The organism is Streptomyces sp. NPDC056480 (genome assembly GCF_042795405.1).
GTDB lineage: Bacteria > Actinomycetota > Actinomycetes > Streptomycetales > Streptomycetaceae > Streptomyces.
The window spans coordinates 1-24026 of sequence record NZ_JBHTSA010000115.1 but is presented as its reverse complement, the minus strand read 5'-3'; the positions used below and the strand labels follow the sequence as shown (position 1 = coordinate 24026).

The window sequence follows — 24026 nt, the reverse complement described above, 5'->3', positions numbered from 1 at the left end:
ACTTCACACGGAATGGGGTCCAAAAATTTACACTCATATCAAATCGGCCGGCCACTTGTGCGCTATTAACTATCCAACCCCCGGAAAAACGGGGCGACGCCCGCCCCGGGGGGGGCGGCCTTCGCCGTGCGGAGGGGTCGGGTCGGGGGTCAGCCCCGCGTCAGCGCCTGCTGGATCGTGCGCATGACCTCGTCGAGCGGTGCGTCCGTCCGTGCCACGGCGACCACCACGTCACCCGTGGTGGAGGCCCGGACGGCCGGGGCCGGCTCGGTGGTCCCCTGGGAGGACGGGGAAGGGGCCGGGCGGCCCGCGCCTATGCCCGAGCCGAAGGTCTCCCGGACGATCGCGAAGGCGTGGTCCAGCTGGGTCTCCACGTCGCCCTGCCCGCCCGCCCGCAGCCAGCGGCGCAGGACGTGGTTGTGGGCCGTGACGACCGCGGACGCCGCCACCTCGGCGAGCAGCGGGTCGTCGTTCCCGTCGTGGTGGTCGCGCTCGTCGAAGTGGCCCAGGAGGTAGCGGGTGAACAGCCGCTCGTAGCGGGCCACCGAGGCGATCTCCCGCTCCCGCAGGGTCGGCACCTCGCGCGTGAGCCGGTAGCGCTCCACGGAGACCGCGGGCGAGCCCGCGTACATCTTCATGACTTCCTTGATGCCCCGGCACACCGTGTCGAGCGGGTGCTCGTGCGGCGGGGCGGCGTTCAGCACCGCCTCCGCCCGCACCAGGGTGTCGTCGTGATCCGGGAAGATCGCCTCTTCCTTGGAGCGGAAGTGGCGGAAGAAGGTCCGCCGCGCGACCCCGGCCCGGGCGGCGATCTCGTCGACCGTCGTGGCCTCGTACCCCTTGCTCGCGAAGAGCTCCATCGCCGCCGTGGCGAGCTCCCGGCGCATCTTGAGCCGCTGCGCGGCGGCACGAGTGCCCGCCGCGCTCTCCGGAGCGTCGGACGGGGACGTGGCACGGGGTGTCTTCGCGGCCTTGGGCATGGTCCGAACGTACTGCATCGGAGGGGGAGTGTGCCCAGGTGGGGGCGGGGAGCCCCCCGGGACACCGACGGTGCCCGGAGGGCTCAGCAGACCGCCCCAGCCGGCCGCTCCCGGCTCAGCGTCGGGCATATTCGCGGAAGCCGCGTCCCGTCTTGCGGCCCAGGCAGCCCGCCGCCACCAGGTGCTCCAGGAGCGGGGCGGGGGCCAGGCCCGGGTCCCGGAACTCGCGGTGCAGCACCTGCTCGATCGCGAGCGACACGTCCAGACCGACCACGTCGAGCAGCTCGAACGGGCCCATCGGGTAACCGCCGCCCAGCTTCATCGCGGCGTCGATGTCGTCCAGGGTCGCGTAGTGCTCCTGGACCATCTTGATCGCGTTGTTCAGGTACGGGAAGAGCAGCGCGTTCACGATGAAACCGGCGCGGTCGCCGCAGTCCACAGGGTGCTTGCGGATCTTCGTGGTGACCTCGCGGACGGTCGCGTGGACGTCGTCGCCTGTCAGCACCGTGCGGACGATCTCGACCAGCTTCATGGCCGGCGCCGGGTTGAAGAAGTGCATCCCGATGACGTCCTGCGGGCGCGAGGTGGCGCGGGCGCAGGCCACGACCGGCAGCGAGGAGGTCGTGGTGGCCAGCACCGCGCCCGGCTTGCAGATCTTGTCGAGCCGCGCGAACAGCTCCTGCTTGATCTCCAGGTCCTCGGCGACCGCCTCCAGGGCCAGGTCGACGTCGGCGAAGGCGTCCAGCGTGCCGGCCGGGGTGATGAGGGCCAGCGTCGCGTCGCGCGCCTCGCCCGTCATCCGGCCCTTGTCGACCGAGCGGGCCAGCGACTTGGCGATCCGGGCCTTCGCCGTGTCCGCCTTCTCCTGGGAGCGGGCGGCGAGGACGACCTGGTACCCGGCCTTCGCGAAGACCTCGGCGATGCCGGAGGCCATCGTGCCCGAGCCGGCGACGCCGACCGAGCGGACCTCACGGCCGCCGGCCGCCGCCGCGGAGCCCAGCGGGGTCAGCGCGTCCCGCACGACCTCGCCGGAGCCCGGCGCCTCGTACGTGTAGAAGCCGCGGCCCGACTTGCGGCCGGTCAGACCCGCCTCGCTGAGCTGCTTGAGGATCGGGGCCGGGGCGTGCAGCCGGTCGTGGGAGTCGGCGTACATCGCCTCCAGGACCGTACGGGCCGTGTCGACGCCGATCAGGTCGAGCAGCGCGAGCGGCCCCATGGGCAGACCACAGCCCAGCTTCATCGCCGCGTCGATGTCCTCGCGGGAGGCGTACTTGGCCTCGTACATGGCGGCGGCCTGGTTCAGGTAGCCGAAGAGCAGCCCGTCCGCGATGAAACCGGCCCGGTCGCCGACCGCCACCGGCTCCTTGCCCAGGTCGAGGGCGAGCCGGGTGACGGCCTCGACGGCCCGCGGGTCGGTCAGCACGGAGGAGACCACCTCGACCAGCTTCATCGCCTGGACCGGGGTGAAGAAGTGCAGGCCGAGGACGCGCTCGGGGTGCGCCGAGTCGGCGGCGAGCCGGGTGACGGAGAGCGCGTTCGTGCCGGTGGCGACGATCGTGCCGGGCCGCACGATGCCGTCGAGGGCCCGGAACACCTCCTGCTTCGCCTCGTACGACTCGGGCACGACCTCGATGACGAGGTCGGCCTCGGCGGCCGCCTGGAGGTCGGAGAAGGTACGGAAGCGGGCCAGGACGTCCTGCCGCTCCTCCTCGGTGATCCGCTCGCGGGCCACCGCGCGGGCGGTGGAGGCCTCCAGGGCGGCGACGGCCTGGGCGGCGGCGGTGTCGCTGATGTCGATGCCGATGACCTCGCGGCCGGCGCGGACGAGGACATCGGCGATACCGGTGCCCATCGTGCCGAGACCGACGACGGCGATGGTGGAGAGAGGGGTGTCCATCAGGGGACTCCTGAGAGGAAGAGTGACGACTGAGGGCAGTGCGCGCACGAAAGGGCGCGGGAAAGAGCGAGGGCCCTGCCCGGAGAAAGGGCGATGCCCCGGAGGAAATGGGCGACGGACTCTGTCCCGGAGCCACGTCGAAACTGCCGAACCGACAAACACCCACAACGGCTGCGTCACCAGGCCGTTGTGAGAAGCGGGGGGTGTCCCGCTCACCTGAGACTAACCGGCGGGTAACGAGCGCGCCAGTCCCGGGAAGTTGAGGAAAATGTGATCTGGATCGCGGATAGGCTCGGATTCATGGAATACGCCGAGGATCCGGAATTCTGCTCGATGATCGATCGATTGCGGGAAGAGATCGAGAATGACTCCGGAACCGTTCCGGCGGCATTCGAACAGCTCGCGCGGACCACCGATCCCGAGGAACTGCACCACGTCCTCACCGCCCCCGGCCGGCCCCTCTGGGCCCGCGAGATCGCGGCCTACGCCCTCGGCGTCACGGGCGACCCGCGCGCCTTCGAGGCCCTGGTGCTCCTCCTCAACCACCGCGACCCGGAGCGCTGCGTCACCGCCGCCCACGCCCTGACCCGGCTCGGCGACCCCCGGACCGCCCGGGCGGCGGCGTCCCTCGCCACCAACGAACTCCGCGTCGCCTACGCCCTGCTGCCGATCCGGCTGCTCGCCGCCCTCCGCGCCCCCGAGTCCGTACCGGCGCTGATCACCGTCCTCGAACGGCGCCTGCCCGCCGACGACCCGCACTGGCGGGTCGGCCTCGCCTGCGTCGAGGGGCTGGGAGCTCTGGGCGACCCCCGGGCCCGCCCCGCACTGGAGGCCGCGCTCCCGCACCCCCGGCTCGGCGCCGCGGCGGAGGCCTCACTGGGCCGACTCGGCACCACCCACTGAGCGGAGAAGCGGGCGGGCCGCGCCGTCGGCCCCGGACTCCGGCCTCCGCTCCGGCACCAGCGCGAACGCCTCGATCTCCACGAGCAGTTCCGGGCGGACGAGCGCCGACACCTGGACCGCCGAGCTCGCCGGCAGCGGCGCCCCCGCGAAATGGGCGTCCCTGGCCTCCCGTACGGCCGGGAGATGGGCGACGTCCGTGACGAAGTACGTCAGCTTCACCACGTCCTGGAACCCGGCGCCCGCCGTCGCGAGGCAGCGGTCCAGGTTCGCGAAGACCTGCCGGGCCTGCGCCACCGCGTCACCCTCCCCGACCACCGCGCCCGAGGCGTCGAACGCGCACTGGCCGGATATCGCGACGAAGCGGCCCGTCCCCCACACGACATGGCTGTACTGCGGGCTGGCGGCGATCCCGTCGGGGGCGGGCACGTGGGTCAGGTGGCTCGTCATGCCCCACATCCTCGCCCACGGCACTGACAACGCCCGCACCCCGGGGGAGGTGCGGGCATGGTCGGCGCACGGGGCCGGGGAACGTCAGCGCACGTGGCCGAGGAACCCGTGCAGCGTGCCGCCCGCGGACTCGGCCGCGGTCGGGGCGGACCGGGTCACCGGCTCGGGCTTCGGCTCCGGCAGCGCCGCGCAGGCCGCGTCCACCTCGGCGTCGCCCTCGGCGCGCGGGACCTCACCCGTGGCGAGGTAGGTGGACAGGTGCTCGTCCATGCACGCGTTCCCGCCGAGGGTCACGCCGTGGTTCCCGCCGCCCTGCTCCACGACCAGGCTGGAGCCCCGCATCAGCCGGTGCAGGGCGACCCCGCCCTCGTACGGCGTCGCCGCGTCGTCGGTGGCCTGGAGGATGAGGACCGGCGGCACCTGGTCGTTGCCGACCTCCGGCGGCGACAGCGACTCCACCGGCCAGAACGCGCACGGCGCGTTGTACCAGGCGTTGTTCCAGGTGGAGAAGGGCGCCTTGGCGTGCACGTCCCAGCTGTCCTTGCGCCAGACGCTCCAGTCACGGGGCCAGGCCGCGTCCCGGCACTGCACGCTCGTGTAGACCGAGTAGCCGTTGTCGGCGGCGGCGTCGGCCTCGCCGTACCGCTCGTACGCCTCCGTGAGCGGTGCCGCGTTCGCGTCGTTGACGTAGGCGGAGAACGCCTTCGCCAGGCGGGGCCAGTAGCCGTTGTAGTACCCGCCGGGCAGATACGTGTCCTCCAGCTCGCCCGGCCCGACCTTCCCGCCGGCCGGCTTCGCGCGCAGCGCGTCGCGCATCCGGTACCAGGCCGCCTCGACCGCCGCCGGGTCGGCGCCCAGCTTGTACACGGAGTCCTGCTTGGCCACCCAGGCCATGAAGTCCTTGTGCCGGGTGTCGAAGGCGTAGTCCTGCGCGATGTTGTCCTCGTACCAGACGCCGTGCGGGTTCACGACGGAGTCCAGCGCCATCCGCCGCACCCGGTCCGGGTGGAGCCGCGCGTACACGGCCCCCAGGTAGGTGCCGTACGAGTAGCCGAGGTAGTTGATCTTCTGGGCGCCGAGGGCGCGCCGGATGACGTCCATGTCCCGGGCGGTGCTCACGGTGTCGATGTACGGCAGCACGTCGGCGTACTTCTTGCCGCAGGCCGCGGCGAAGGCCTGCGCCCGCTCGATCGCGAGCCGCTCGGCGGCCGCGTCGCCCGGCACCGAGTCCGGGCGGACCGGGGCGAAGTGGCCCGGCCTGCAGTCGAGCGCGGGCTCGCTCTTGCCGACCCCGCGCGGGTCGAAGCCGATCACGTCGTACTCGGCGGCCACCTTCGGGGGCAGCGAGGACGCCACGTACCCGGCCATGCCGCGGCCGCTGCCGCCGGGCCCGCCCGGGTTCACGAGCAGCGGCCCCTGGAAGGTCTTCGCGGTGTGCGGGATCCGGGTGAGGGCGAGCGTGACGGTCCGGCCGGCCGGATCGTCGTGGTTGAGCGGCACCCTGAGGGTGGCGCACTGGAGCTTCGGGTACGCCTCGGTGGCACAGCCGGTCCAGGCGAGCGTGGGGAAGGGGCGGGGGGCCGGTTCACCGGCGTCCGCGGGAGCGGCGGGCAGGACGGTGACCGTCCCGGCGACCAGCGCTCCTGCGGCGATCAGCATTCCTGCGCGTGGGGTCATAGGGCGTTTGTGTCCCGAACCGGCGCGGAGAGGACCTGTTTCGCCGAGAGTTGACCCGAACGGAGGCGGATCCGACGGCGTGTCAGGTCAGCGGTCCGATGATCGGAGGAGCGTCCTCAGAGGAGGGTGAGCTGCTCGGGGGCGGCCGCGAGGGACGGTTCCTCCGGCACGGGGATCCGGCGCGTCGCGCCGCGGTGTGCGGGCCCGATGCCGAACTCGGCCGCCAGCTCGTGCACCTGACGGGTGATCCGGCGCTGGTACCAGGTGGGCGCGTAGGCCCCGTCCGCGTACATCCGCTCGTACCTCCGCACCAGACCGGGGTGGTGGCGCCCCAGCCACTGCATGAACCACTCGCGGGCGCCCGGCCGCAGGTGCAGCACGAGCGGGGTGACCGAACTCGCCCCGGCCTCGGCGACCGCGCGGACCGTGTCGCGGAGCTGCTCGGGCCGGTCGCCGAGGAAGGGCACCACGGGAGCCATCAGGACCCCGCAGTCGATGCCGTGCGCGCCGAGCGCCCGGACCACCTCGAGCCGGCTCTGCGGGGAGGGGGTGCCGGGCTCGATCGTGCGCCACAGCTCCCGGTCGGTGAAGCCGACGGAGACGGAGATGCCGACCTCGGTGACCCGGGAGGCCTGGGTGAGCAGCTCCAGGTCGCGCAGGATCAGCGTGCCCTTGGTGAGGATCGAGAAGGGGTTGGCGCGGTCGCGCAGGGCGGTGAGGATGCCCGGCATCAGGCCGTACCGGCCCTCGGCCCGCTGGTAGCAGTCGACGTTGGTGCCCATCGCGATGTGCGCGCCCTGCCAGCGGGCGGAGGAGAGCTGGCGGGTCAGGAGTTCCGGGGCGTTGACCTTGACGACGATCTGGGAGTCGAAGCCGAGCCCGGTGTCGAGGTCCAGATAGCTGTGGGTCTTGCGGGCGAAGCAGTAGACACACGCGTGCGTGCACCCCCGGTACGGATTGACCGTCCACTCGAACGGCATCCGGGAGGCGCCGGGCACCCGGTTGAGGATCGAACGGGCCCGTACCTCGTGGAAGGTGATGCCCCGGAACTCGGGGGTGTCGAAGGTCCGTGTGGTCACCGCGTCCGTACCGAACAGGGCGATGTCGGCGGGAGCGGCGGGGTTGTCGCCCAGATTGTCCCAGCGCACGGGCGCCTCCTCGATGGCTCTGCGTCGACCGTTCGCTCAGAATAGAACACCTGTTCCCTTGATCGTTGCAACCCGGATTTCGCGCCCCGGAGCCCACGTGGTTCTCTAGGCCCACACCCCTGAGGAACCACGAGCTGGAGGAAGTCAATGGCGCAGGTCGAGGCCACCACGGAACGGATCATCGCCGCCGACGCGGAGACGGTGTTCGACGCGCTGGCCGACTACAGCGGCACGCGCGCGAAGCTGCTCCCCGAGCACTTCAGCGAGTACGAGGTGCGCGAGGGCGGCGACGGCGAGGGCACCCTCGTCCACTGGAAGCTGCAGGCCACGAGCAAGCGCGTCCGCGACTGCCTCCTGGAGGTCACCGAGCCCACCGACGGGCAGCTCGTCGAGAAGGACCGCAACTCCTCCATGGTCACCACCTGGCTCGTGACCCCCGCCGGTGAGGGCAAGTCCCGCGCCGTGGTCACCACCGTCTGGGACGGCGCCGGCGGCGTCGGCGGCTTCTTCGAGCGCACCTTCGCGCCCAAGGGCCTCGGCCGGATCTACGACGCCGTTCTCGCCAAGCTGGCGGACGAGGTCGAGAAGTAACGCCCGGAGCGTTCACCGATTCGAGTGGATCGCCCGCACCCCCGTAACGGCGCCCCCTGTGCGCCGGGGGCGCGGGCCCCCTCGTAAACGCGCTGATGAGCGACCCAAGTGCGCCGTACCGCAGGGCCGTTCGCGCCTCCGTGCGCCACTGACCTCCCGTACCGCCCGACTTGCTCCCCCTTCGTGCCCAATGCGAAGAATGGCGCGGCGTAGACGCCGTGACGAGGGGAGCAGGTACGTGGGTGCGATCACGATCGTGAAATCCGCCGGGGACGGAGAGGTACCGGCGGACACGGGGGGCGCGGCACCGCTCGCCGCCGGCGGCCCGCCCGCCGACCCCACCCCACCGCCCCACCCCGCCCGGGCCGACCACCTCGACCCCCGCCGCGTCCGGCTCGTCTTCTGCGGCCTGATGCTCGCGCTGCTCCTCGCCGCGCTCGAGCAGATGATCGTCGCCACCGCCCTGCCGAAGATCGTCGGCGAACTCCAGGGCCTCGACCGGATGTCCTGGGCGATCACCGCCTACCTGCTGACCGCCACCATCGGCCTGCCGATCTACGGAAAGCTCGGCGACCTCCTCGGCCGCAAGGGCGTCTTCCTCTTCGCCATCGTCGTCTTCGTCATCGGTTCGGGACTCGCCGGCTGGTCCCGCAGCATGGACGAGCTCATCGCCTTCCGCGCCATCCAGGGCATCGGCGCCGGCGGCCTGATGATCGGCGTCCAGGCGATCATCGCCGACATCGTCCCCGCCCGTGAACGCGGCCGGTACATGGGCCTGATCGGCGCCGCCTTCGGCCTCGCCTCCGTCGCCGGACCCCTGCTCGGCGGCTTCTTCACCGACCACGTCTCCTGGCGCTGGTGCTTCTACTTCAACGTGCCCTTCGGACTCGTCACCCTCGCCGTCGTCGCCGTCGTCCTCAAACTCCCCAAGCCGACGGCACGCGCCCGCTTCGACGTCCTCGGCGCCCTCCTCCTCGCCGCCGCCTCCACCTGCCTGGTCCTGCTCACCAGCTGGGGCGGCACCGAGTACGCCTGGGACTCCCGCGTCGTCCTCGCCCTCGCCTGCGGCGCCGCCGGAACCACCCTGCTCTTCCTGGTCGTCGAGCACGTCGCGCCCGAACCCCTGATCCCGCTGCGGCTGTTCCGCGACTCCGTCTTCACCGTGACCGCCCTCGTCGGCGCCGTCGTCGGCATCGCGCTCTTCGGCGCCGCCAGCTACCTCCCCAGCTTCCTGCAGATGGTCGAGGGCGCCACCGCCACCGAGTCCGGCCTCCTGATGCTGCCCCTCATGGGCGGCATCGTCATCGCCTCCGTCGTCTCCGGCCAGCTCATCAGCCGCACCGGCCACTACAAGATCTACCCCCTGCTCGGCGGCGCCCTCTCCGTCCTCGGCATGTGGCTGCTCTCCCGCATGGACGCCGACACCCCACGCCTCCAGCACAGCCTCTGGCAGGCCGTCCTCGGCACCGGCATCGGCCTCGTCATGCCCGTCCTCGTCCTCGCCGTGCAGAACTCCGTACGCCCCGCCGACCTCGGCACCGCCACCAGCGCCCACACCTACTTCCGCCAGATCGGCGGCAGCGTCGGCGCCGCCGTCTTCGGCACCCTCTTCGCCTCCCGGCTCGACGACGCCCTCGGCGACCGGCTCACCGGCGTCCTCGCCGGCGGCGCGACCTCCCTGCCGCCCGCCGAGTCGATCACCCCGCAGACGGTGCACACCCTGCCGCCCGCCGTACGGGACGCCTACATCCAGGCGTACGCGGACGCGATGCCGCGCATCTTCCTCTACCTCGTGCCGGTCCTCGTGCTCGGCCTCGTCCTCGCCTTCTTCCTCAAGGAGAAACCGCTGGTGACCCACCACAGCCCCACCACCGAGGCCACCGGAGCCGACGAGTTCGGCAGCGTCCAGGCCGTCCCGCACGCCCGGCACGCCGCCCCCGCGCCCGCCTCCTTCGCCGCCCCGCACTCCGGACTCCCCGTCTGCGGCACCGTCCAGCACCACGACGGCAGCCGCGTCCCCCGGGCCGCCCTCACCCTCATCGACGTCCAGGGCCGACAGGTCGGCCGGGGCGCCAGCGGCGAGGACGGGCGGTACGCGCTGAGCGTCCCCGGCAACGGCGCGTACGTCCTCATCGCCGCGGCCGGCGGACACCAGCCCCAGGCCGTCTCCGTCACCGTCGGCGACCGGCCCGTCGAACTCGACGTCGTCCTCGGCGGCGCGGGCCGGCTCGCGGGCAGCGTCGTCACCGCCGACGGGACGCCCGTACGGGACGCGGCCGTCACCCTCACCGACGTACGCGGCGAGGTCGTCGCCTCCACCCGCAGCGGACGCGAGGGCGGGTACGTCATCTCCGAACTGGTCGCCGGCGAGTACACGCTCGCCGCCAGCGCCCCCGCCTTCCGGCCCGCGGCGCTCCCCGTCAGCGTCCAGGCCTCCCGCGAGACCCGCCAGGACATCGAACTCGCCGGCGGGGCGGTGCTGCGCGGGACCGTACGGGCAGGGGGCGGCCGTCCCGTCGAGGACGCCCGGGTCACCCTGCTCGACGCCGCGGGCAACGTCGTCGACACCCTCACCACCGGCGCCGACGGCACCTTCCGCTTCGTGGACCTGTCCTCCGGCGAGTACACCGTCATCGCCGCCGGCTACCCGCCCGTCGCGACCGTCCTCCAGATGGCAGGCGGCGGCCGCACCGAGCGCGACCTCCAGCTCGGCCACCAGGACTGAGGAGCGCCCCGGGAGTCAGGAGGCGGTCGTCGCCCTGCGCAGCGTGCTGATGCAGGAGCTGATCGCCTCCTGGAGGGCTTCGAGGCGCTGGAGCATGTCGTCCTCGAAGATCTCCTCCTCCAGGACCTCGTCGAGGGTCAGCTCCTCGAAGACCTTCGTCGCCTTCTGCAGGCTGCTGTAGAACTTCGTCCGCCGCTCCTGGACCCGCAGCGCCGGGTCCTCCTCGACCGCCTTCGCGACCAGGCCCTTGACCGTGTCGTACGCCTCACCGGCCCACTCGCCCGCCTCCTCGGAGTCGTCGAGCTCGTCGAGGAGCGACAGGTGCCGCTCGGCCTCGGCCCGCAGCTCGGCCGGTGCCTCCACGGTCTGCCCCGCCGGGGTCTTGATCTGGCCGTTCTCGACGATCTGGCGCACGTAGCCGATGCGGTCGGCCGCCTTCGCCTCGCTCGCCACGGCCTTCTTCAGATCGTCGGTGCGCGCGATGGCGCGGGCCATCTCGGTCTGAAGGGCCGGGTCCTCCTTCATCCGGTCGAGCAGCGCCCCGCGCGCCGCCTCCGCCGTCCCCGGGTCGGCGAGGATCGCGGCCCGCAGCGCCGTCGGGTTCTCCGCGACCTCCAGGGCCTTCGTCGGCCGGATGCCCTCCGCCTCGGCCGCCGCGCTGATCGCCTGGCCGCGCACGGACGAGGCGCTGTTGCGCGAGGTGTAGTACGACAGCCAGACGTCGGCTTCGGGCAGCTCGATGTCCTCGCCGGGGACGAGCACCTCGAACTGCGGGACGAGACCGTCGTCGGCCGCCATGTCCCAGGCCTTGTAGTAGCGCATGACCCGCTCCGGCGAGCACCCCGCGAGCTCCGCGAACGCCTTCGCCGAGACCTTCGTCGCGGCCGTCCCCTCGGCGGCCTGCCCGCCGGGACGGACGCTGCGCGCCACCTTGAGCGCGAAGGTCCAGCCGCCGGTGCGGGCGTAGACACCGAAGTCCTGGGCGTCACGGACGACGACGGGGTCGGCGCTGCCGTCGCCGCCGCCGTCGGTCTCGGCCGGGTCCGAGGCGCTCGCCGGGGCCGGGATGTCCGCGCCGGTGGCAGGGTCCTGGACGGTTGCCCCCTGGGGAGCGTCGGCGGGGTCCTGGTGCTCGGACTGGGGGGAGGTCTCGAGCTGGGCGAGCGTGACGGTCACCGAGGATTCTCCTGAGGCGCGCGAGGGACGGATGCTTGCAAAGCAGCCTATACGTCCCTCTTGAGCGAGAGCGCTCCTCTTCGCCGGTCGTCCACCGCACACGAGTGCGACCCGAGGCCCAGGGCTCGGGCCGCCACGAGATCGTCCGGTGTGTCGATGTCCAGACGTGCCCCCGGAACCTCCGCCACCTCCAGTTCCACCGCCCCGCTCGCCGCGTGGCGCTGCCGCGAGGCCCCTTCGAAGCGAGGCGTCAGGAGGGTGGGGACCCGGGCCGTCAGGACGGTGGTGCCGATGCCCGTGTGATCGGTGAGGAAGGCCCGCCGGTGATCGCCCGCGGCGCAGAGGACCCTGGTGAGCTCCTCGGGGCGGAGGGCGGGCAGATCGGCCGTGAGGACGGCGACCGTACGGGCGCCACGGACCGAGGCCCGGGCCGCACCGGCCCGGACGGCGGAGTTCAGTCCGCGCGGGGAGAGCTCCTCGACGCACTCGGCACCGCGCTCCCGGGCCAGGGCGCGGGCCGACGGGTCGGCGGTCACGACGACGATCCGCGTGACCTCCGGCGTACGCGAGACCGAGTGCAGCGTGTCGAGGAAGAAGGCGCGGGACCAGTCGGTCCTGCTGTCACCGGCCCAGGCGGCCAGCCGGCTCTTGGCGAGAGGGAACGGTTTGACGGGAAGCAGCACGGTCCAACCACCGCTCGTGACCATCCGTCAGCCTCCGAGCAGGGGAAGGAGTTCCGGGAGGTGTCCGTCCGACGCCCTCGCGGTGCGCTGTCGTTCTTCGGGTACTTCGCCGTAGAGGGTCGTCCGGGGCTTCGCCGGGCGGCCTGCCGCGTGGGCGATGGCTTCGAGGTCGTGGATGGAGCGGTAGGAGCCGTAGCTGGAGCCGGCCATGCGGGAGATGGTCTCTTCCATGAGGGTTCCGCCGAGGTCGTTGGCGCCGGAGCGGAGCATTTCGGCGGCGCCTTCGGTGCCGAGTTTGACCCAGCTGGTCTGGATGTTGGGGATGTGGGGGTGGAGGAGGAGGCGTGCCATGGCGATGACGGCGCGGTTGTCGCGCTGGGTGGGGCCGGGGCGGGCGATGCCGGCGAGGTAGACGGGTGCGTTGGTGTGGATGAAGGGGAGGGTGACGAACTCGGTGAATCCTCCGGTCTCCTGCTGGATGCGGGCCAGGGTGCGCAGGTGGCCGAGCCAGTGGCGGGGCTGGTCGACATGCCCGTACATCATCGTGGAGGAGGAGCGGATGCCGAGTTGGTGGGCGGTGGTGATGACCTCGATCCAGGTGGCGGTGGGGAGTTTGCCCTTGGTGAGGACCCAGCGGACTTCGTCGTCGAGGATTTCGGCGGCGGTGCCGGGGATGGAGTCGAGTCCGGCTTCCTTGGCGGCGGTGAGCCATTCACGGATGGACAGGCCGGTGCGGGTGGCGCCGTTGACGACTTCCATGGGGGAGAAGGCGTGGACGTGCATGCCGGGAACACGGTTCTTGACGGCGCGTGCGATGTCGAAGTAGGCGGTGCCGGGCAGGTCGGGGTGGATGCCGCCCTGCATGCAGACCTCGACGGCGCCGACGTCCCAGGCCTGTTCGGCGCGGTCGGCGACCTGGTCCAGGGAGAGGGTGTAGGCGTCGGCGTCAGTGCGGCGCTGGGCGAAGGCGCAGAAGCGGCAGCCGGTGTAGCAGACGTTGGTGAAGTTGATGTTCCGGGTGACGATGTACGTCACCTCGTCGCCCGAGACGGACTTGCGGACGTCGTCGGCGATACGGGTCAGGGCGTCGAGGGCGGGCCCGTCGGCGTGCAGCAGGGCGAGGGCCTGGGTGTCGGTGAGCCGGGTGGGGTCGTCGGCGGCGACGGCGAGGGCCTGGCGGACGTCGGAGTCGACCCGTTCGGGGACCATGCCGGGGGCGGCGGCCTCGCGCAGGGCGTCCCAGTCGCCGTAGACGTCGTCGAAGTCCTCACGCCGGTCGTGGGTGCGGCCGGTGGTGTCGATGGTGGCGTGCAGGTCGGTGCGGCCGGACGCGGTGAACGCCTCGTCCGGCTCCTGCCAGGGCAGACCGCGCACGGGCGCGTCCGGGTTCGCCAGACCGGTGGCGGGGTCGGCGAGGGCGCGGACGTGCGGGAGGAGGCGGGGGTCGAGCCAGGGCTCGCCGCGGGTGACGAACTCCGGGTAGACGCAGAGCCGTTCCCGCAGCTCGAACCCGGCCGCCCGTGACCTCTGCGCGAGTTCCTCGATCCGGGGCCAGGGCCGCTCCGGATTCACATGGTCGATGGTGAGGGGCGAGACACCGCCCCAGTCGTCGATGCCGGCGGCGATCAGGCGCTCGTACTCGGAGTCGACGAGGTTGGGCGGGGCCTGCAGGCAGGCGGAGGGGCCCATGATGTGCCGGGCGACGGCGACGGTCGCGACCAGGTCGTCGAGCTCGGCGTCCGGCATCCCGCGCATGGCCGTGTCCGGCTTGGCACGGAAGTTCTGGATGATCAGCTCCTGGACGGAGTGATAGGCCCGGGAGACCCGCCGCAGCGCGAACAGCGACTCCGCCCGCTCCTCCAGCGTCTCCCCGATGCCCAGGAGCAGCCCGGAGGTGAAGGGGACGGACGACCGCCCCGCGTCCTCAAGGACCCGCAGACGAACCGCGGGTTCCTTGTCGGGCGAGCCGTAGTGCGGGCCGCCGGGCTCCGACCACAGCCGGGTCGCGGTCGTCTCCAGCATCATCCCCATCGAAGGCGCGACGGGCTTGAGCCGCTGGAAATCGGTCCACGACATCACCCCGGGATTGAGGTGCGGCAGCAGTCCGGTCTCCTCAAGGATCCGGATCGCCATCGCCCGCACATAGGCGATGGTGTCGTCATAGCCGTGCGCGTCGAGCCACTCGCGGGCCTCGGGCCACCGGTCCTCGGGCTTGTCTCCGAGGGTGATCAGGGCCTCCTTGCAGCCCATCGCGGCCCCGCGCCGGGCGATGTCGAGGACCTCGTCCGGCGACATGAACATCCCGTGCCCGTCCCGTCGGAGCTTGCCGGGGACGGTGACGAACGTGCAGTAGTGGCACTTGTCCCGGCACAACCGGGTCAACGGTATGAACACGCTCTTCGAGTACGTGATGACCCCCGGCCGCCCCGCCGCCGCAAGCCCCGCGTCCCGCACCCTCCCCGCGGACGCGACCAGATCCGCCAGATCCTCCCCCCGCGCCCGCAACAGCACGGCCGCCTCACCGACATCGAGCGCGACCCCGTCCCTGGCCCGCTTCAGAGCACGGCGCATGGCGTTCGCGGTGGGGGAGGGATGAGAGGAGCTCACGGAGGGCCTTTCTGCGGTGCGGGTGGGGAGAACTGCGGCGGCTCGCGACTCCTAGGCGGCCGCCTCCGCGGCCAGGTGGTCGTCGCGGCGGATGACGCGGGAACTGTTGCGGAGTCCGGCCTCGGTGTGGACCAGGACGTCCTGGACGGTGACGCTCTGCTCCAGCCGGTTGGAGCCGTCGGCGGAGGTGACGCTCACGACGGCGTAGTAGGCGGTGTGCAGGGCCGCGTCACCGTCGCTCTCCACCGTGAGCATGTCGAACCAGTGGCGCGGCTGTCCGCCGCCGAAACGGCCCGCGGCCGCCTCGGCGGCCTTGGAGATCAACGCGGGGCCCTCCAGGGCGCCGGCCCCGGCGGGCGTGAACACGCCGTCCTCGGTGAAGGTGGCGCCGAAGCCCGCGAAGTCGTTGCCGTCGAGCAGACGCATCTGCCGTGCGTAGAACTGCTGGACCTCCACGTACACATCGGCGGTCACGGGCGTGGACACGGTCTCGGCCATGGTGCGTGCTCCCTCGGGTGCGGTGCTCGACGTGGGCCCCGAGCGTGCCCCGACGGCCTAGAGAGGTGATCGAGCGACGGCTGAGCCCACCGCCCGGCCCGTCCCCACCGGGCCGCCCCGGACCTCCCCACCCGTCCGAGCCCTGTTCGAGCACGCTTCGAGGGGGCTCGGCGACCGTGGCACGCGCCGATCGGCGCCCGTCTCCGATCGCCGCCCGCCTTCGATCGCCACCTGATCGTCACCCATTCTCTGGAGGACCGTCCATGACCGCCGCCTTCACCCTCGCCGAGTTCCGCGTCATCGTGGACGCCTGCTTCGACGGCGCCGAGGCCGCCGCGCTCGAGGAGTCCGTCCTGGACACGGAGTTCGCAGATCTCGGCTACGACTCGCTCACGGTCTACGAGATCGTGGTGCGCATCCAGGACGACTTCCCCGTCACCGTCCCCGACGAGAAGCTCGACGAGCTCAAGACGCCCGCCGCGCTCATCGCGTACGTCTCCGATCAGCTCGCGGTCGCCTGAGCCGCGCGGGTCCGGACGTGTGGGGACGTCCGGACCCGATGGCTCGCCAGGACCTCCAGTGCCTCCCCGAGACTGCCGAGGTCGTCCCCTCCGGCCGGTCCGGCCAGCAGGGGGACGACCACGCTCGCTCCCGACCTGACGGAGGGATGCCGGCGTGCGGGGGCCGTCAGCGAGCGGTCCGCGCTCGCGTCGAGCAGGATCAGACCCGTGCCGGGCCCTTCGGGCGTACCGTCGAGCAGCGCCCGCAGCGCGGGCCAGTACAGCACCGGCAGCGCCAACTGCCCTGCCCAGAAGGCGGGATCGACCGCCTCCTCCGCGCGCAGCCATCGCGCCGTACGGGTCGAGAGCAGCGTCCCTTCCGGGGCGCGCAGCGGTACGGGGGACAGCGCCCGCGCATAGGTCTCCGCGGCCCCGGCGAGGGACGGCGAGTGGAAGGCGTGTCCGGAGCGGAGCGCGCGGACGACGAGTCCGGCCGCCGCGAGCCGTTCGGCGGTCCGGGCGAGGGGCTCGGCCGGACCCGCGAGGACCGTCTGGCGCGGTCCGTTGACCGCGGCGACCGCCGTCCCCGGTGCGAGCAGCGCCTCCACGTCGGCCACGGCGGCGCCGACGGCCAGCATGCCGCCGCCGGTGCGGCCGGCGAGGGCCGTACGGCGCGCGGCCATGACCCGTGCGGCGTCCTCGGGTGAGAACACCCCGGCGAGGGCGGCCGCCGCCAGTTCGCCGACGCTGTGGCCGAGCAGGACGTCGGGGGCGTGACCGCTCAGCGCCGTCACGCACCGGCCGAGCGCGTATCCGACTCCGAAGAGCAGGGGTTGCGACACCAGGGCGTCGTCCAGAGCCGGGTTGGGCGCGGGCCGCAGCCACTCCTCGCGCAGCCGCGCGCCCTCCGGCCCCAGGGCCGCCAGGAAGTCGTCCATCGGCGCCGCGAACTCCGGCACCGCCTCGTACAGGCCGGCGGCCATGCGTTCGCGCTGCGCACCCTGGCCGGGCAGCAGCAGGACGGTGCGGCGGGACATCACTTCGCGGTCCTCCCGGGTCGGGCGTCCGGACCCGGCGGGCCCGGAGGGGCGGCCCCAGCCTCGCCGGGCCGCCTCGACGGGGACTGGAACCGCGCTGGAGGAAGCCGGAACCCCGCTGGAGGAAGCCGGAACCGCGCTGGAGGAAGCCGGAACCCCGCCGGAGGAAGCCGGAACCGCGCCGGAGACGACCAAGTCACAGGCCAGACCGTCACGTTCGCGCCAGCGGGACTCGAGCGGGCTTTGAGGGCGCCCGCACACAGTCGTCGACATCGTCCACTCAGGAGGGGGCTCGTCCAGTGAACCGACGTGTGGCCATCACCGGCATCGGAGTAGTGGCACCGGGAGGTGTGGGCAAGAAGGCCTTCTGGGAGCAGCTGACAGCCGGACGCACGGCGACGCGGACCATCTCCTTCTTCGACGCCTCGCGCTTTCGCTCCCAGGTGGCGGCGGAGGTGGACTTCGTGCCGGAGCGGCACGGTCTGGGTCCGCGAGAGGTACGGCGGATGGACCGGGCCGCGCAGTTCGCCGTCGTCAGCGCCCACGAGTGCCTCGCCGACAGCGGACTGAACTTCGCCGAACTCGACCCGCACCGGGTCGGGGTCAGCGTCGGCAGCGCGGTCGGCGGTACGACCGGCCTCGAGCGCGAGTACCTCGTGCTCAGCGACAGCGGGCGGTTGTGGGAGGTGGACAGCGGCTACGTCTCGCCGCACCTCTACGACGCGTTCGTACCGAGCTCGCTGGCGGCCGAGGTGGCGTGGGCGTGCGGGGCCGAGGGCCCGGCGACAGTGGTGTCCACCGGCTGCACCTCGGGGCTCGACTCCGTGGGCTACGCCCGCGACCTGATCGCGGAGGGCAGCGCCGACGTGATGATCGCCGGCGCCGCCGACACCCCGATCTCGCCGATCGCCGCGGCCTGCTTCGACGCGATCAAGGCGACGACGCCGCGCAACGACGACCCGGAGCACGCCTCGCGGCCCTTCGACCGCACGCGCAACGGCTTCGTCCTCGCCGAGGGCGCCGCGATGTTCGTCCTGGAGGAGGTCGAGCACGCCAAGGCCCGGGGCGCGCACATCTACGGCGTGATCGGCGGCTACGCCACGCGCTGCAACGCGTACCACATGACCGGACTCAAGGCCGACGGCCGTGAGATGGCCGAGGCGATCCGGCACGCCATGAACGAGGCGCGACTCGCCCCGCAGGGCGTGGACTACGTCAACGCGCACGGCTCCGGCACCAAGCAGAACGACCGGCACGAGACCGGCGCGTTCAAGGAGACCCTGGGCGCCCACGCGTACGACGTCCCGATCAGCTCCATCAAGTCGATGGTCGGGCACTCCCTCGGCGCGATCGGCTCCATCGAGATCGCGGCCTGCGCCCTCGCCATGGAGCACGGAGTGGTCCCGCCCACCGCCAACCTGCACGAACCCGACCCCGAGTGCGACCTCGACTACGTGCCGAACGAGGCGCGGGAGCGGAAGGTCGACGCCGTCCTCAGCGTGGGCAGCGGCTTCGGAGGCTTCCAGTCCGCGATGGTCCTCACCCGCGAGGAGGCGGGCCGATGAGCGCTCCCACCACGACCGACGCCGTCTCGACCCTGCCCGCCACGACCGACGCGGTCACGGCGCTTCCCGCCACGGCCGACGCCGCGTCGGCCGGCGCGGAGCGGTCCGCTCCCGTCGTCACCGGCATCGGGGTGATCGCCCCCAACGGCCTCGACACCGAGAACTGGTGGCGGGCCACCCTGAGCGGCGAGCACGGGATCAGGACCGTGGAGGACTACGACGCCTCCACGTACCCCACCACCCTCGTCGGACGGATCACCGGCTTCGAGGCCGCCGAGCACCTGCCCGGCCGGCTGCTGCCCCAGACGGACCGGGTGACCCGGCTCGCGCTGACCGCGGCCGACCGCGCCCTCGCCGAGTCCGGCGCGGACCTCGAAGCGATGCCCGAGTACGGGATCGGCGTCGTCACCTCCAACGCCACCGGCGGCTTCGAGTTCACCCACCGGGAGATCCGCAAGCTCTGGACGGAGGGCCCGCAGCGCGTCAGCGTCTACGAGTCCTTCGCCTGGTTCTACGCGGTCAACACCGGCCAGATCTCCATCCGCAACGGTCTGCGCGGACCGAGCGGCGTCCTGGTCGGCGAGCAGGCCGGCGGCCTCGACGCCATCGGTCACGCCCGCCGCACCCTGCGCGGCGGCGGAGTCCTCTCCGTCACCGGGGGAGTGGAGTCCGCGCTCGACCCGTGGGGCCTGGTCTCGCACATCGCCAGCGGCCGGCTCTCCCGCGCCACCGATCCGCGCGCCGCCTACCTCCCCTTCGACACCCGGGCGGCCGGCTACGTGCCGGGCGAGGGCGGGGCGATCCTCGTCCTGGAGGACGCGGGTTCCGCCGCCGCGCGCGGCGCCACGACGTACGGCGAGATCGCCGGCTACGGGGCGACCTTCGATCCGAAGCCGGGTTCCGGCCGGCCGCCCGGTCTCGGGCGCGCCGCCCGGACCGCCCTCGAACAGGCCGGTGTCACCCCCGACGAGGTGGACGTGGTCTTCGCCGACGCGGCGGCCGTCCCCGAGCTTGACGACGCCGAGGCCGCGGCCGTCGAGGAGATCTTCGGGCCGTACGGGGTCCCCGTGACCGCCCCCAAGACGCTCACCGGCCGACTGACCGGAGGCGGCCCGCCGCTGGACGTGGCGGCGGCCCTGCTCGCCATCCGCGACGGCGTCCTGCCGCCCACCTTCCACATCGAGCGCCCGGTCGCCCGGCACCGCCTCGACCTGGTGCGGGACGTGCCGCGCGAGGCGCGGGTGCGGACCGCCCTGGTCCTCGCCCGCGGTTACGGCGGCTTCAACTCGGCCGTCGTGGTCCGCGCGCCGCGCTCCGCCCGCTGAACCCGCACGCGCTCGACCCCCGCTCGCCGCACCTCACCGACTGCACCGCACCCGCTGCACCTGACCCGCTGTTCCGACCGTTTCCGACCAGACCGCAGAGAGGTCCGACATGAGCCTGATGACCTTCGACGACCTGAAGAAGATCCTCGCCGAGTGCGCGGGGGAGGACGAGACGACCGGCCTGGCCGCGGACGCCCTCGACACCCCGTTCACCGATCTCGGCTACGACTCCCTCGCCCTGCTCGAGGCGGCGGCCCTCGCCGGGCAGCGCTTCGGCGCCGAACTCACCGACGACGAGGTCACGTCGATCGTGACGCCGCGCGAGTTCCTCGACCGCGTCAACGTGGTGGCCCCCAGCGCCGCGTGACGCCCGGCGCAGCGTGGCCGTCGCGGTCACGTGACGCCCGCCGTCGCGTTCCCGGACTGTGCGGACGGGAACGCGACGGCGGGCGCGCCGCCTTCCCTCCCGGCACCTCATCTCCCCCTTCCCTCTCCCCGTACGAGGAGCAGCAGCCATGACCACATCAGCACCCGGCGGACGCGGTGTCGCCCTCGTCACCGGGGCCACCCGGGGCATCGGCCTCTCGGTCGCCTCGGTCCTCGCCGAGCGCGGGCACCCGGTCTTCCTCTGTGCCCGCGACGCGTCCGCCGTCGCCGACACCGTCAAGGACCTCCGCGGCCGCGGCCACGAGGCGGACGGCGCCGCCTGCGACGTGACCTCGCCGGAGAGCGTGCGCGACTGGGTGGCGGCCGCCGTCGAGCGGTACGGTCCGGTCGAGGTACTGGTGAACAACGCCGGCCGCAGCGGCGGCGGTGTCACCGCGGAGATCCCCGACGAGCTCTGGTACGCCGTCATCGACACGAACCTCAACAGCGTGTTCCTGGTGACCAAGCAGGTCCTCACCACCGGCAGGATGCGCGAGCTGTCCAGCGCCCGGATCATCAACATCGCCTCCACCGGCGGCAAGCAGGGCGTCGTGTTCGGCGCCCCGTACTCGGCCTCCAAGCACGCCGTCGTCGGCTTCACCAAGGCCCTCGGCCTGGAGCTCGCCAAGAGCGGCATCACCGTCAACGCCGTCTGCCCGGGGTACGTCGAGACCCCGATGGCCGCGAACGTCCGCAGCCACTACGCGCAGATCTGGGACACCACCGAGGAAGCCGTCCTGGAGCGCTTCGAGGCCAAGATCCCGCTCGGCCGCTACACCGAACCGGAAGAGGTCGCCGGACTCGTCGGCTATCTCGTCTCGGACACCGCCGCCGCCATCACCGCGCAGGCGCTCAACGTCTGCGGCGGACTGGGGAACTACTGATGGGAGCCCCCATGCCCCGACCCGACGCCCGCTCCGCCGTGCACACGGCCGACCTGGACGCCCCGCCGGAGAACGCGTACCGGCTCGTCGCGGACGTGCTGCACTGGCCCCTGCTCTTCTCGCCGTGCATCTGGTCGCAGGTGCTCGACGCGTCCCCGGCGGAGGTGGTGCCGGCCGCCGAGCCCGCCCCGACGTCCGGCTCCGCCCCGACGTCCGAGCCCGCCCCGACGTCCGGTACCGCCCCGACGTCCGGCTCCGACCCGGAGCCCGCCGCCGAGACGCCGCCGCGCCCCTTCGCCGGCCTGGGCGCCACCGACGAGCGCATCCGGCTGTGGGCGGTGGTCGGGACCGGGGTACGCAGCTGGACCTCGCGCCGCACCCTCGATCCGGCCGCGCTGCGGGTGGACTTCGCCCAGCAGGAGCCCTCGGCCCCGATCGTCCGGATGAGCGGCCACTGGTCGTTCGGCACGGACCCCGGCACTCCCGTGGCGACGCACCGGCTCGCGCTGCACCACGCGTGGGCGACCGAGGGCGGCCAGGAGGTCGGCGACCGCATCGAGGCGGCGCTCGACCACAACAGCAAGGAGGAGATCGCGGCGGTCAAGGCCTGGGCCGAGCGCCCGCAGGCCCCCGAGGAGCTCATCTTCTCCTTCAGCGACGAGCTGCTCGTCGACGGCCCGGTGAGCGAGGTGTACGACTTCCTCTACCGCGCCGACCTGTGGCCCGCCCGACTGCCGCACGTGGCCGCGCTCGACGTGGAGACCGCGCCCGAGTCCCCGGCCGGCACCGACGTCGAGGTGCAGACCATGGACATGAAGACGAAGGGCGCCGACGGGTCGGTGCACGCCACCCAGTCGGTGCGGCTCTGCTTCGCCGACCGCAGGATCGTCTACAAGCAGACCACCGTGCCCCGCGGGCTGCTCGGGCACACCGGGGAGTGGCTCTTCGAGGAGACCTCGGCGGGCACCCTGGTGACCGCCCGCCATCAGGTGGCGCTCGATCCCGGGTCGCTGGAAGGGGTCTTCGGCCCCGGCACGACCCTGGAGTCGGCTCGCCGGCTGGTCCGCGACGCCCTCGGCGGCAACAGCCGCCGCACCCTCGGTGAGGCGCGGCGGCATGTCGAGAGCCTCGGGAAGGCCGTCCGGTGACGGAGACCCTGCCAGGGGCGGTCCCGGACCGGCCGGCGCCCGCCGCGCCGCCGGGGCCGCCCCGTACCGAGGAGCACGAGGTGGTCCCGGGGCCGCCCCGCACCGAGGAACTCGCCCCCGGGGTGTACGCGTACATCCAGCCCGACGGCGGCTGGTGCGTGAGCAACTCCGGGGTGCTGATCGGCGACGACGGCGTCACCGTGGTGGACACCACGGCCACCGAGGACCGGGCGCGCGCGCTGCGCGCGGCCGTCGGCGCGCTCACCCCGGCGCCCGTCCGCCTCGTGGTCAACACCCACTTCCACGGCGACCACACCTTCGGGAACGCCGTCGTCGGCGACGGCCGGGCGGCCGTCGTCGCCCACGAGCGGCTGCGCGACGAGGCCGCCGCGGCCGGGCTCGGCCTCACCGGCCTGTGGCCCGGGGTGCACTGGGGCGACGTGTCGGTGACCCTGCCCCACCTCACGTACAAGGACCGTCTCACCCTCCATCTGGGGGAGGGGCGCGAGGCCGAGCTCTTCCACCCCGGCCCGGCGCACACCACCAACGACACCCTCGTATGGCTCGCCCGCGAGCGGGTCCTCTTCGCCGGGGACGTCGTCATGCCCGGCTGCACGCCGTTCGTCCTCATGGGCTCGATCGAGGGCAGCCTGCGCACCCTCGACCGGCTCGGCGAACTCGGCCCGCGGGTGATCGTCGGCGGCCACGGGCCGGTCACCGGTCCCGAGGTGCTGCGGGAGACGGCGGAGTACCTGCGCTGGGTCCGCCGGATCGCTGAACAGGGCCGGGCCGGGGGACTGACCCCGCTGCAGACCGCGCGGGAGTACGCCCCCGGGCCGTTCGGCCACTGGCAGGACCCGGAGCGGCTCGTCGGGAACCTCCACCGGGCGTACGCCGAGCTGGCCGGCGAACCCCTGGGCGGCCCGCTCGACGTGGTGGGGATCTTCGTGGAGCTGGTGGAGTTCAACGGCGGTGTGCTGCCCACCTGTTACGCGTGAACACGACCGGTCCGCCCGGTAGGGCCGGTGGCCCGGGACCGCTGGCCGGCCTGCTGCCCCCGTGGGCGGCCGGGGCCGAGGTCCTCGGTCCCGGGCCGCTGCCCTGGCTGTACGCGGAGGAGGACGAGCAGCTCGCCGAGGGCGTCGTCCACGCGCGCTGGACCGAGTTCGCCACCGCGCGGATGTGTGCCCGCCGGGCGCTCCTCGGGCTCGGCGCCGTCCCCGGACCGCTGCTGCGCGGCAGCCGCGGCGAACCGCTCTGGCCGGCCGGGGTCGTGGGCAGCATCACCCACCGCGCGGGCTACCGCGCGGCGGTCGTGGGCCCGGCGGATGCGACGGTCGCGCTCGGCATCGACGCCGAGCCGGCCGTCGCGCTGCGTCCGGGGGTCCTGCGCCGGATCGCCCTGCCGGAGGAACGCGCCCGTCTCGCCGCGCTGCCGCCCGCCCCCGGCCTGCCGTGGGACACGCTGCTGTTCTGCGTCAAGGAGGCGGTGTACAAGGCCTGGTATCCGCTGGCGCGGGTCCCCCTGGGCTTCCACTCGGCCGAGGTCCGGTTCCACCCGGAGCGCTCGGCGGTCACCGTGCGGCCGGTCGCGGTGCGCCCGCCCGCCGAGCGGGTCAACGGCCGGCCGTACCCGCCGGCCGGGGTCCCGCGGTCGCTCGCGCCGGCCGGGTCGTCGCCTCCGGCACCGGCGGACCCGCGGGCCACGGCGCCCGGTGGCCCGGCGGCGCCCGGTGGCCCGGCGGCATCCGGCAGTCCCGGAGCGCCTGGCGGCCCAAGAGTGCCCGGCAGCCCCGCGGCGCTGTGGGG

21 protein-coding genes are annotated in these 24026 nt (G+C 73.1%); 11 read left to right on the top strand and 10 right to left on the bottom strand.

Annotation, left to right across the window (positions count from 1 at the left end):
• Window positions 1-149: 149 nt before the first annotated feature.
• Window positions 150-980: a TetR family transcriptional regulator gene (locus ACFQ79_RS33255; protein WP_383590358.1), complete on the bottom strand. Its 831-nt coding sequence runs from the start codon at window positions 978-980 to the stop codon at window positions 150-152.
• Between the two features lie 115 nt (window positions 981-1095).
• Window positions 1096-2877 (bottom strand): 3-hydroxyacyl-CoA dehydrogenase family protein, encoded by a 1782-nt coding sequence (locus ACFQ79_RS33250; RefSeq protein WP_383590356.1) that lies wholly within the window; start codon window positions 2875-2877, stop codon window positions 1096-1098.
• Window positions 2878-3177: 300 nt separating this feature from the next.
• Here ACFQ79_RS33250 and ACFQ79_RS33245 point away from each other — a divergent pair, with 300 nt between their 5' ends.
• The gene (locus ACFQ79_RS33245) at window positions 3178-3780 is read left to right on the top strand and encodes a HEAT repeat domain-containing protein (protein ID WP_383590354.1); all 603 of its coding nucleotides are present in this window, start codon (window positions 3178-3180) and stop codon (window positions 3778-3780) included.
• Here ACFQ79_RS33245 and ACFQ79_RS33240 read toward each other — a convergent pair.
• From ACFQ79_RS33240 to ACFQ79_RS33230, 3 genes are all read right to left on the bottom strand, one after another.
• Complete coding sequence (locus ACFQ79_RS33240) at window positions 3751-4227, bottom strand: RidA family protein (RefSeq protein WP_383590352.1); 477 nt, start codon at window positions 4225-4227, stop codon at window positions 3751-3753. The genes ACFQ79_RS33245 and ACFQ79_RS33240 overlap by 30 nt on opposite strands.
• Before the next feature lie 84 nt (window positions 4228-4311).
• Window positions 4312-5904, bottom strand: a complete 1593-nt coding sequence (locus tag ACFQ79_RS33235) for an alpha/beta hydrolase (RefSeq protein ID WP_383590350.1) — start codon at window positions 5902-5904, stop codon at window positions 4312-4314.
• 116 nt (window positions 5905-6020) lie between these two features.
• Window positions 6021-7052 carry an Rv2578c family radical SAM protein gene (locus ACFQ79_RS33230; protein WP_383590348.1) on the bottom strand — a complete coding sequence of 344 codons (1032 nt, stop codon included), beginning with the start codon at window positions 7050-7052 and terminating at the stop codon, window positions 6021-6023.
• Between the two features lie 147 nt (window positions 7053-7199).
• Here ACFQ79_RS33230 and ACFQ79_RS33225 point away from each other — a divergent pair, with 147 nt between their 5' ends.
• A complete protein-coding gene (locus tag ACFQ79_RS33225) occupies window positions 7200-7643 on the top strand; it encodes an SRPBCC family protein (protein WP_073907439.1) in 444 nt (147 codons plus the stop codon).
• A 238-nt stretch (window positions 7644-7881) separates the two neighbouring features.
• Window positions 7882-10368, top strand: coding sequence for an MFS transporter (locus tag ACFQ79_RS33220; protein ID WP_383590346.1), 2487 nt, complete (start codon window positions 7882-7884; stop codon window positions 10366-10368).
• Window positions 10369-10383: 15 nt separating this feature from the next.
• Here the strand turns inward: ACFQ79_RS33220 and ACFQ79_RS33215 are convergent, their stop codons facing one another.
• The 4 genes from ACFQ79_RS33215 to ACFQ79_RS33200 all read right to left on the bottom strand — a co-directional run bounded on the left by ACFQ79_RS33215 (window position 10384) and on the right by ACFQ79_RS33200 (window position 15332).
• The gene (locus tag ACFQ79_RS33215) at window positions 10384-11544 is read right to left on the bottom strand and encodes a hypothetical protein (protein ID WP_383590344.1); all 1161 of its coding nucleotides are present in this window, start codon (window positions 11542-11544) and stop codon (window positions 10384-10386) included.
• Window positions 11545-11591: 47 nt separating this feature from the next.
• Window positions 11592-12227 carry a 2-phospho-L-lactate guanylyltransferase gene (gene cofC / locus ACFQ79_RS33210; RefSeq protein WP_383590343.1) on the bottom strand — a complete coding sequence of 212 codons (636 nt, stop codon included), beginning with the start codon at window positions 12225-12227 and terminating at the stop codon, window positions 11592-11594.
• 27 nt (window positions 12228-12254) lie between these two features.
• A complete protein-coding gene (locus tag ACFQ79_RS33205) occupies window positions 12255-14798 on the bottom strand; it encodes a bifunctional FO biosynthesis protein CofGH (RefSeq protein ID WP_383590341.1) in 2544 nt (847 codons plus the stop codon).
• A gap of 87 nt (window positions 14799-14885) precedes the next feature.
• Complete coding sequence (locus ACFQ79_RS33200) at window positions 14886-15332, bottom strand: nuclear transport factor 2 family protein (protein WP_383590339.1); 447 nt, start codon at window positions 15330-15332, stop codon at window positions 14886-14888.
• A gap of 263 nt (window positions 15333-15595) precedes the next feature.
• Here ACFQ79_RS33200 and ACFQ79_RS33195 point away from each other — a divergent pair, with 263 nt between their 5' ends.
• Window positions 15596-15853 carry an acyl carrier protein gene (locus tag ACFQ79_RS33195; protein WP_229313339.1) on the top strand — a complete coding sequence of 86 codons (258 nt, stop codon included), beginning with the start codon at window positions 15596-15598 and terminating at the stop codon, window positions 15851-15853.
• Here ACFQ79_RS33195 and ACFQ79_RS33190 read toward each other — a convergent pair.
• Window positions 15835-16869, bottom strand: a complete 1035-nt coding sequence (locus tag ACFQ79_RS33190; protein ID WP_383590337.1) for an acyltransferase domain-containing protein — start codon at window positions 16867-16869, stop codon at window positions 15835-15837. The two genes, ACFQ79_RS33195 and ACFQ79_RS33190, sit on opposite strands and share 19 nt — an antisense overlap.
• Window positions 16870-17168: 299 nt before the next feature.
• Between ACFQ79_RS33190 and ACFQ79_RS33185 the strand changes: the two genes are divergently transcribed.
• The 7 genes from ACFQ79_RS33185 to ACFQ79_RS33155 form a co-directional block, all read left to right on the top strand.
• Complete coding sequence (locus tag ACFQ79_RS33185) at window positions 17169-18434, top strand: beta-ketoacyl-[acyl-carrier-protein] synthase family protein (protein WP_383590335.1); 1266 nt, start codon at window positions 17169-17171, stop codon at window positions 18432-18434.
• Window positions 18431-19759 carry a ketosynthase chain-length factor gene (locus tag ACFQ79_RS33180; RefSeq protein WP_383590333.1) on the top strand — a complete coding sequence of 443 codons (1329 nt, stop codon included), beginning with the start codon at window positions 18431-18433 and terminating at the stop codon, window positions 19757-19759. The genes ACFQ79_RS33185 and ACFQ79_RS33180 overlap by 4 nt, the downstream gene beginning before the upstream one ends.
• A 109-nt stretch (window positions 19760-19868) precedes the next feature.
• Window positions 19869-20126 (top strand): phosphopantetheine-binding protein, encoded by a 258-nt coding sequence (locus ACFQ79_RS33175; protein WP_383590331.1) that lies wholly within the window; start codon window positions 19869-19871, stop codon window positions 20124-20126.
• A 148-nt stretch (window positions 20127-20274) separates the two neighbouring features.
• The gene (locus tag ACFQ79_RS33170; RefSeq protein WP_383590329.1) at window positions 20275-21069 is read left to right on the top strand and encodes an SDR family NAD(P)-dependent oxidoreductase; all 795 of its coding nucleotides are present in this window, start codon (window positions 20275-20277) and stop codon (window positions 21067-21069) included.
• Between the two features lie 11 nt (window positions 21070-21080).
• The gene (locus tag ACFQ79_RS33165; protein ID WP_383590327.1) at window positions 21081-22217 is read left to right on the top strand and encodes an aromatase/cyclase; all 1137 of its coding nucleotides are present in this window, start codon (window positions 21081-21083) and stop codon (window positions 22215-22217) included.
• 80 nt (window positions 22218-22297) lie between these two features.
• The gene (locus ACFQ79_RS33160; protein WP_383590360.1) at window positions 22298-23215 is read left to right on the top strand and encodes an MBL fold metallo-hydrolase; all 918 of its coding nucleotides are present in this window, start codon (window positions 22298-22300) and stop codon (window positions 23213-23215) included.
• Window positions 23212-24026, top strand: an 815-nt coding sequence (locus ACFQ79_RS33155) for a 4'-phosphopantetheinyl transferase (protein ID WP_383590325.1), incomplete at its 3' end; no start/stop codon positions are given. The genes ACFQ79_RS33160 and ACFQ79_RS33155, both read left to right, overlap by 4 nt.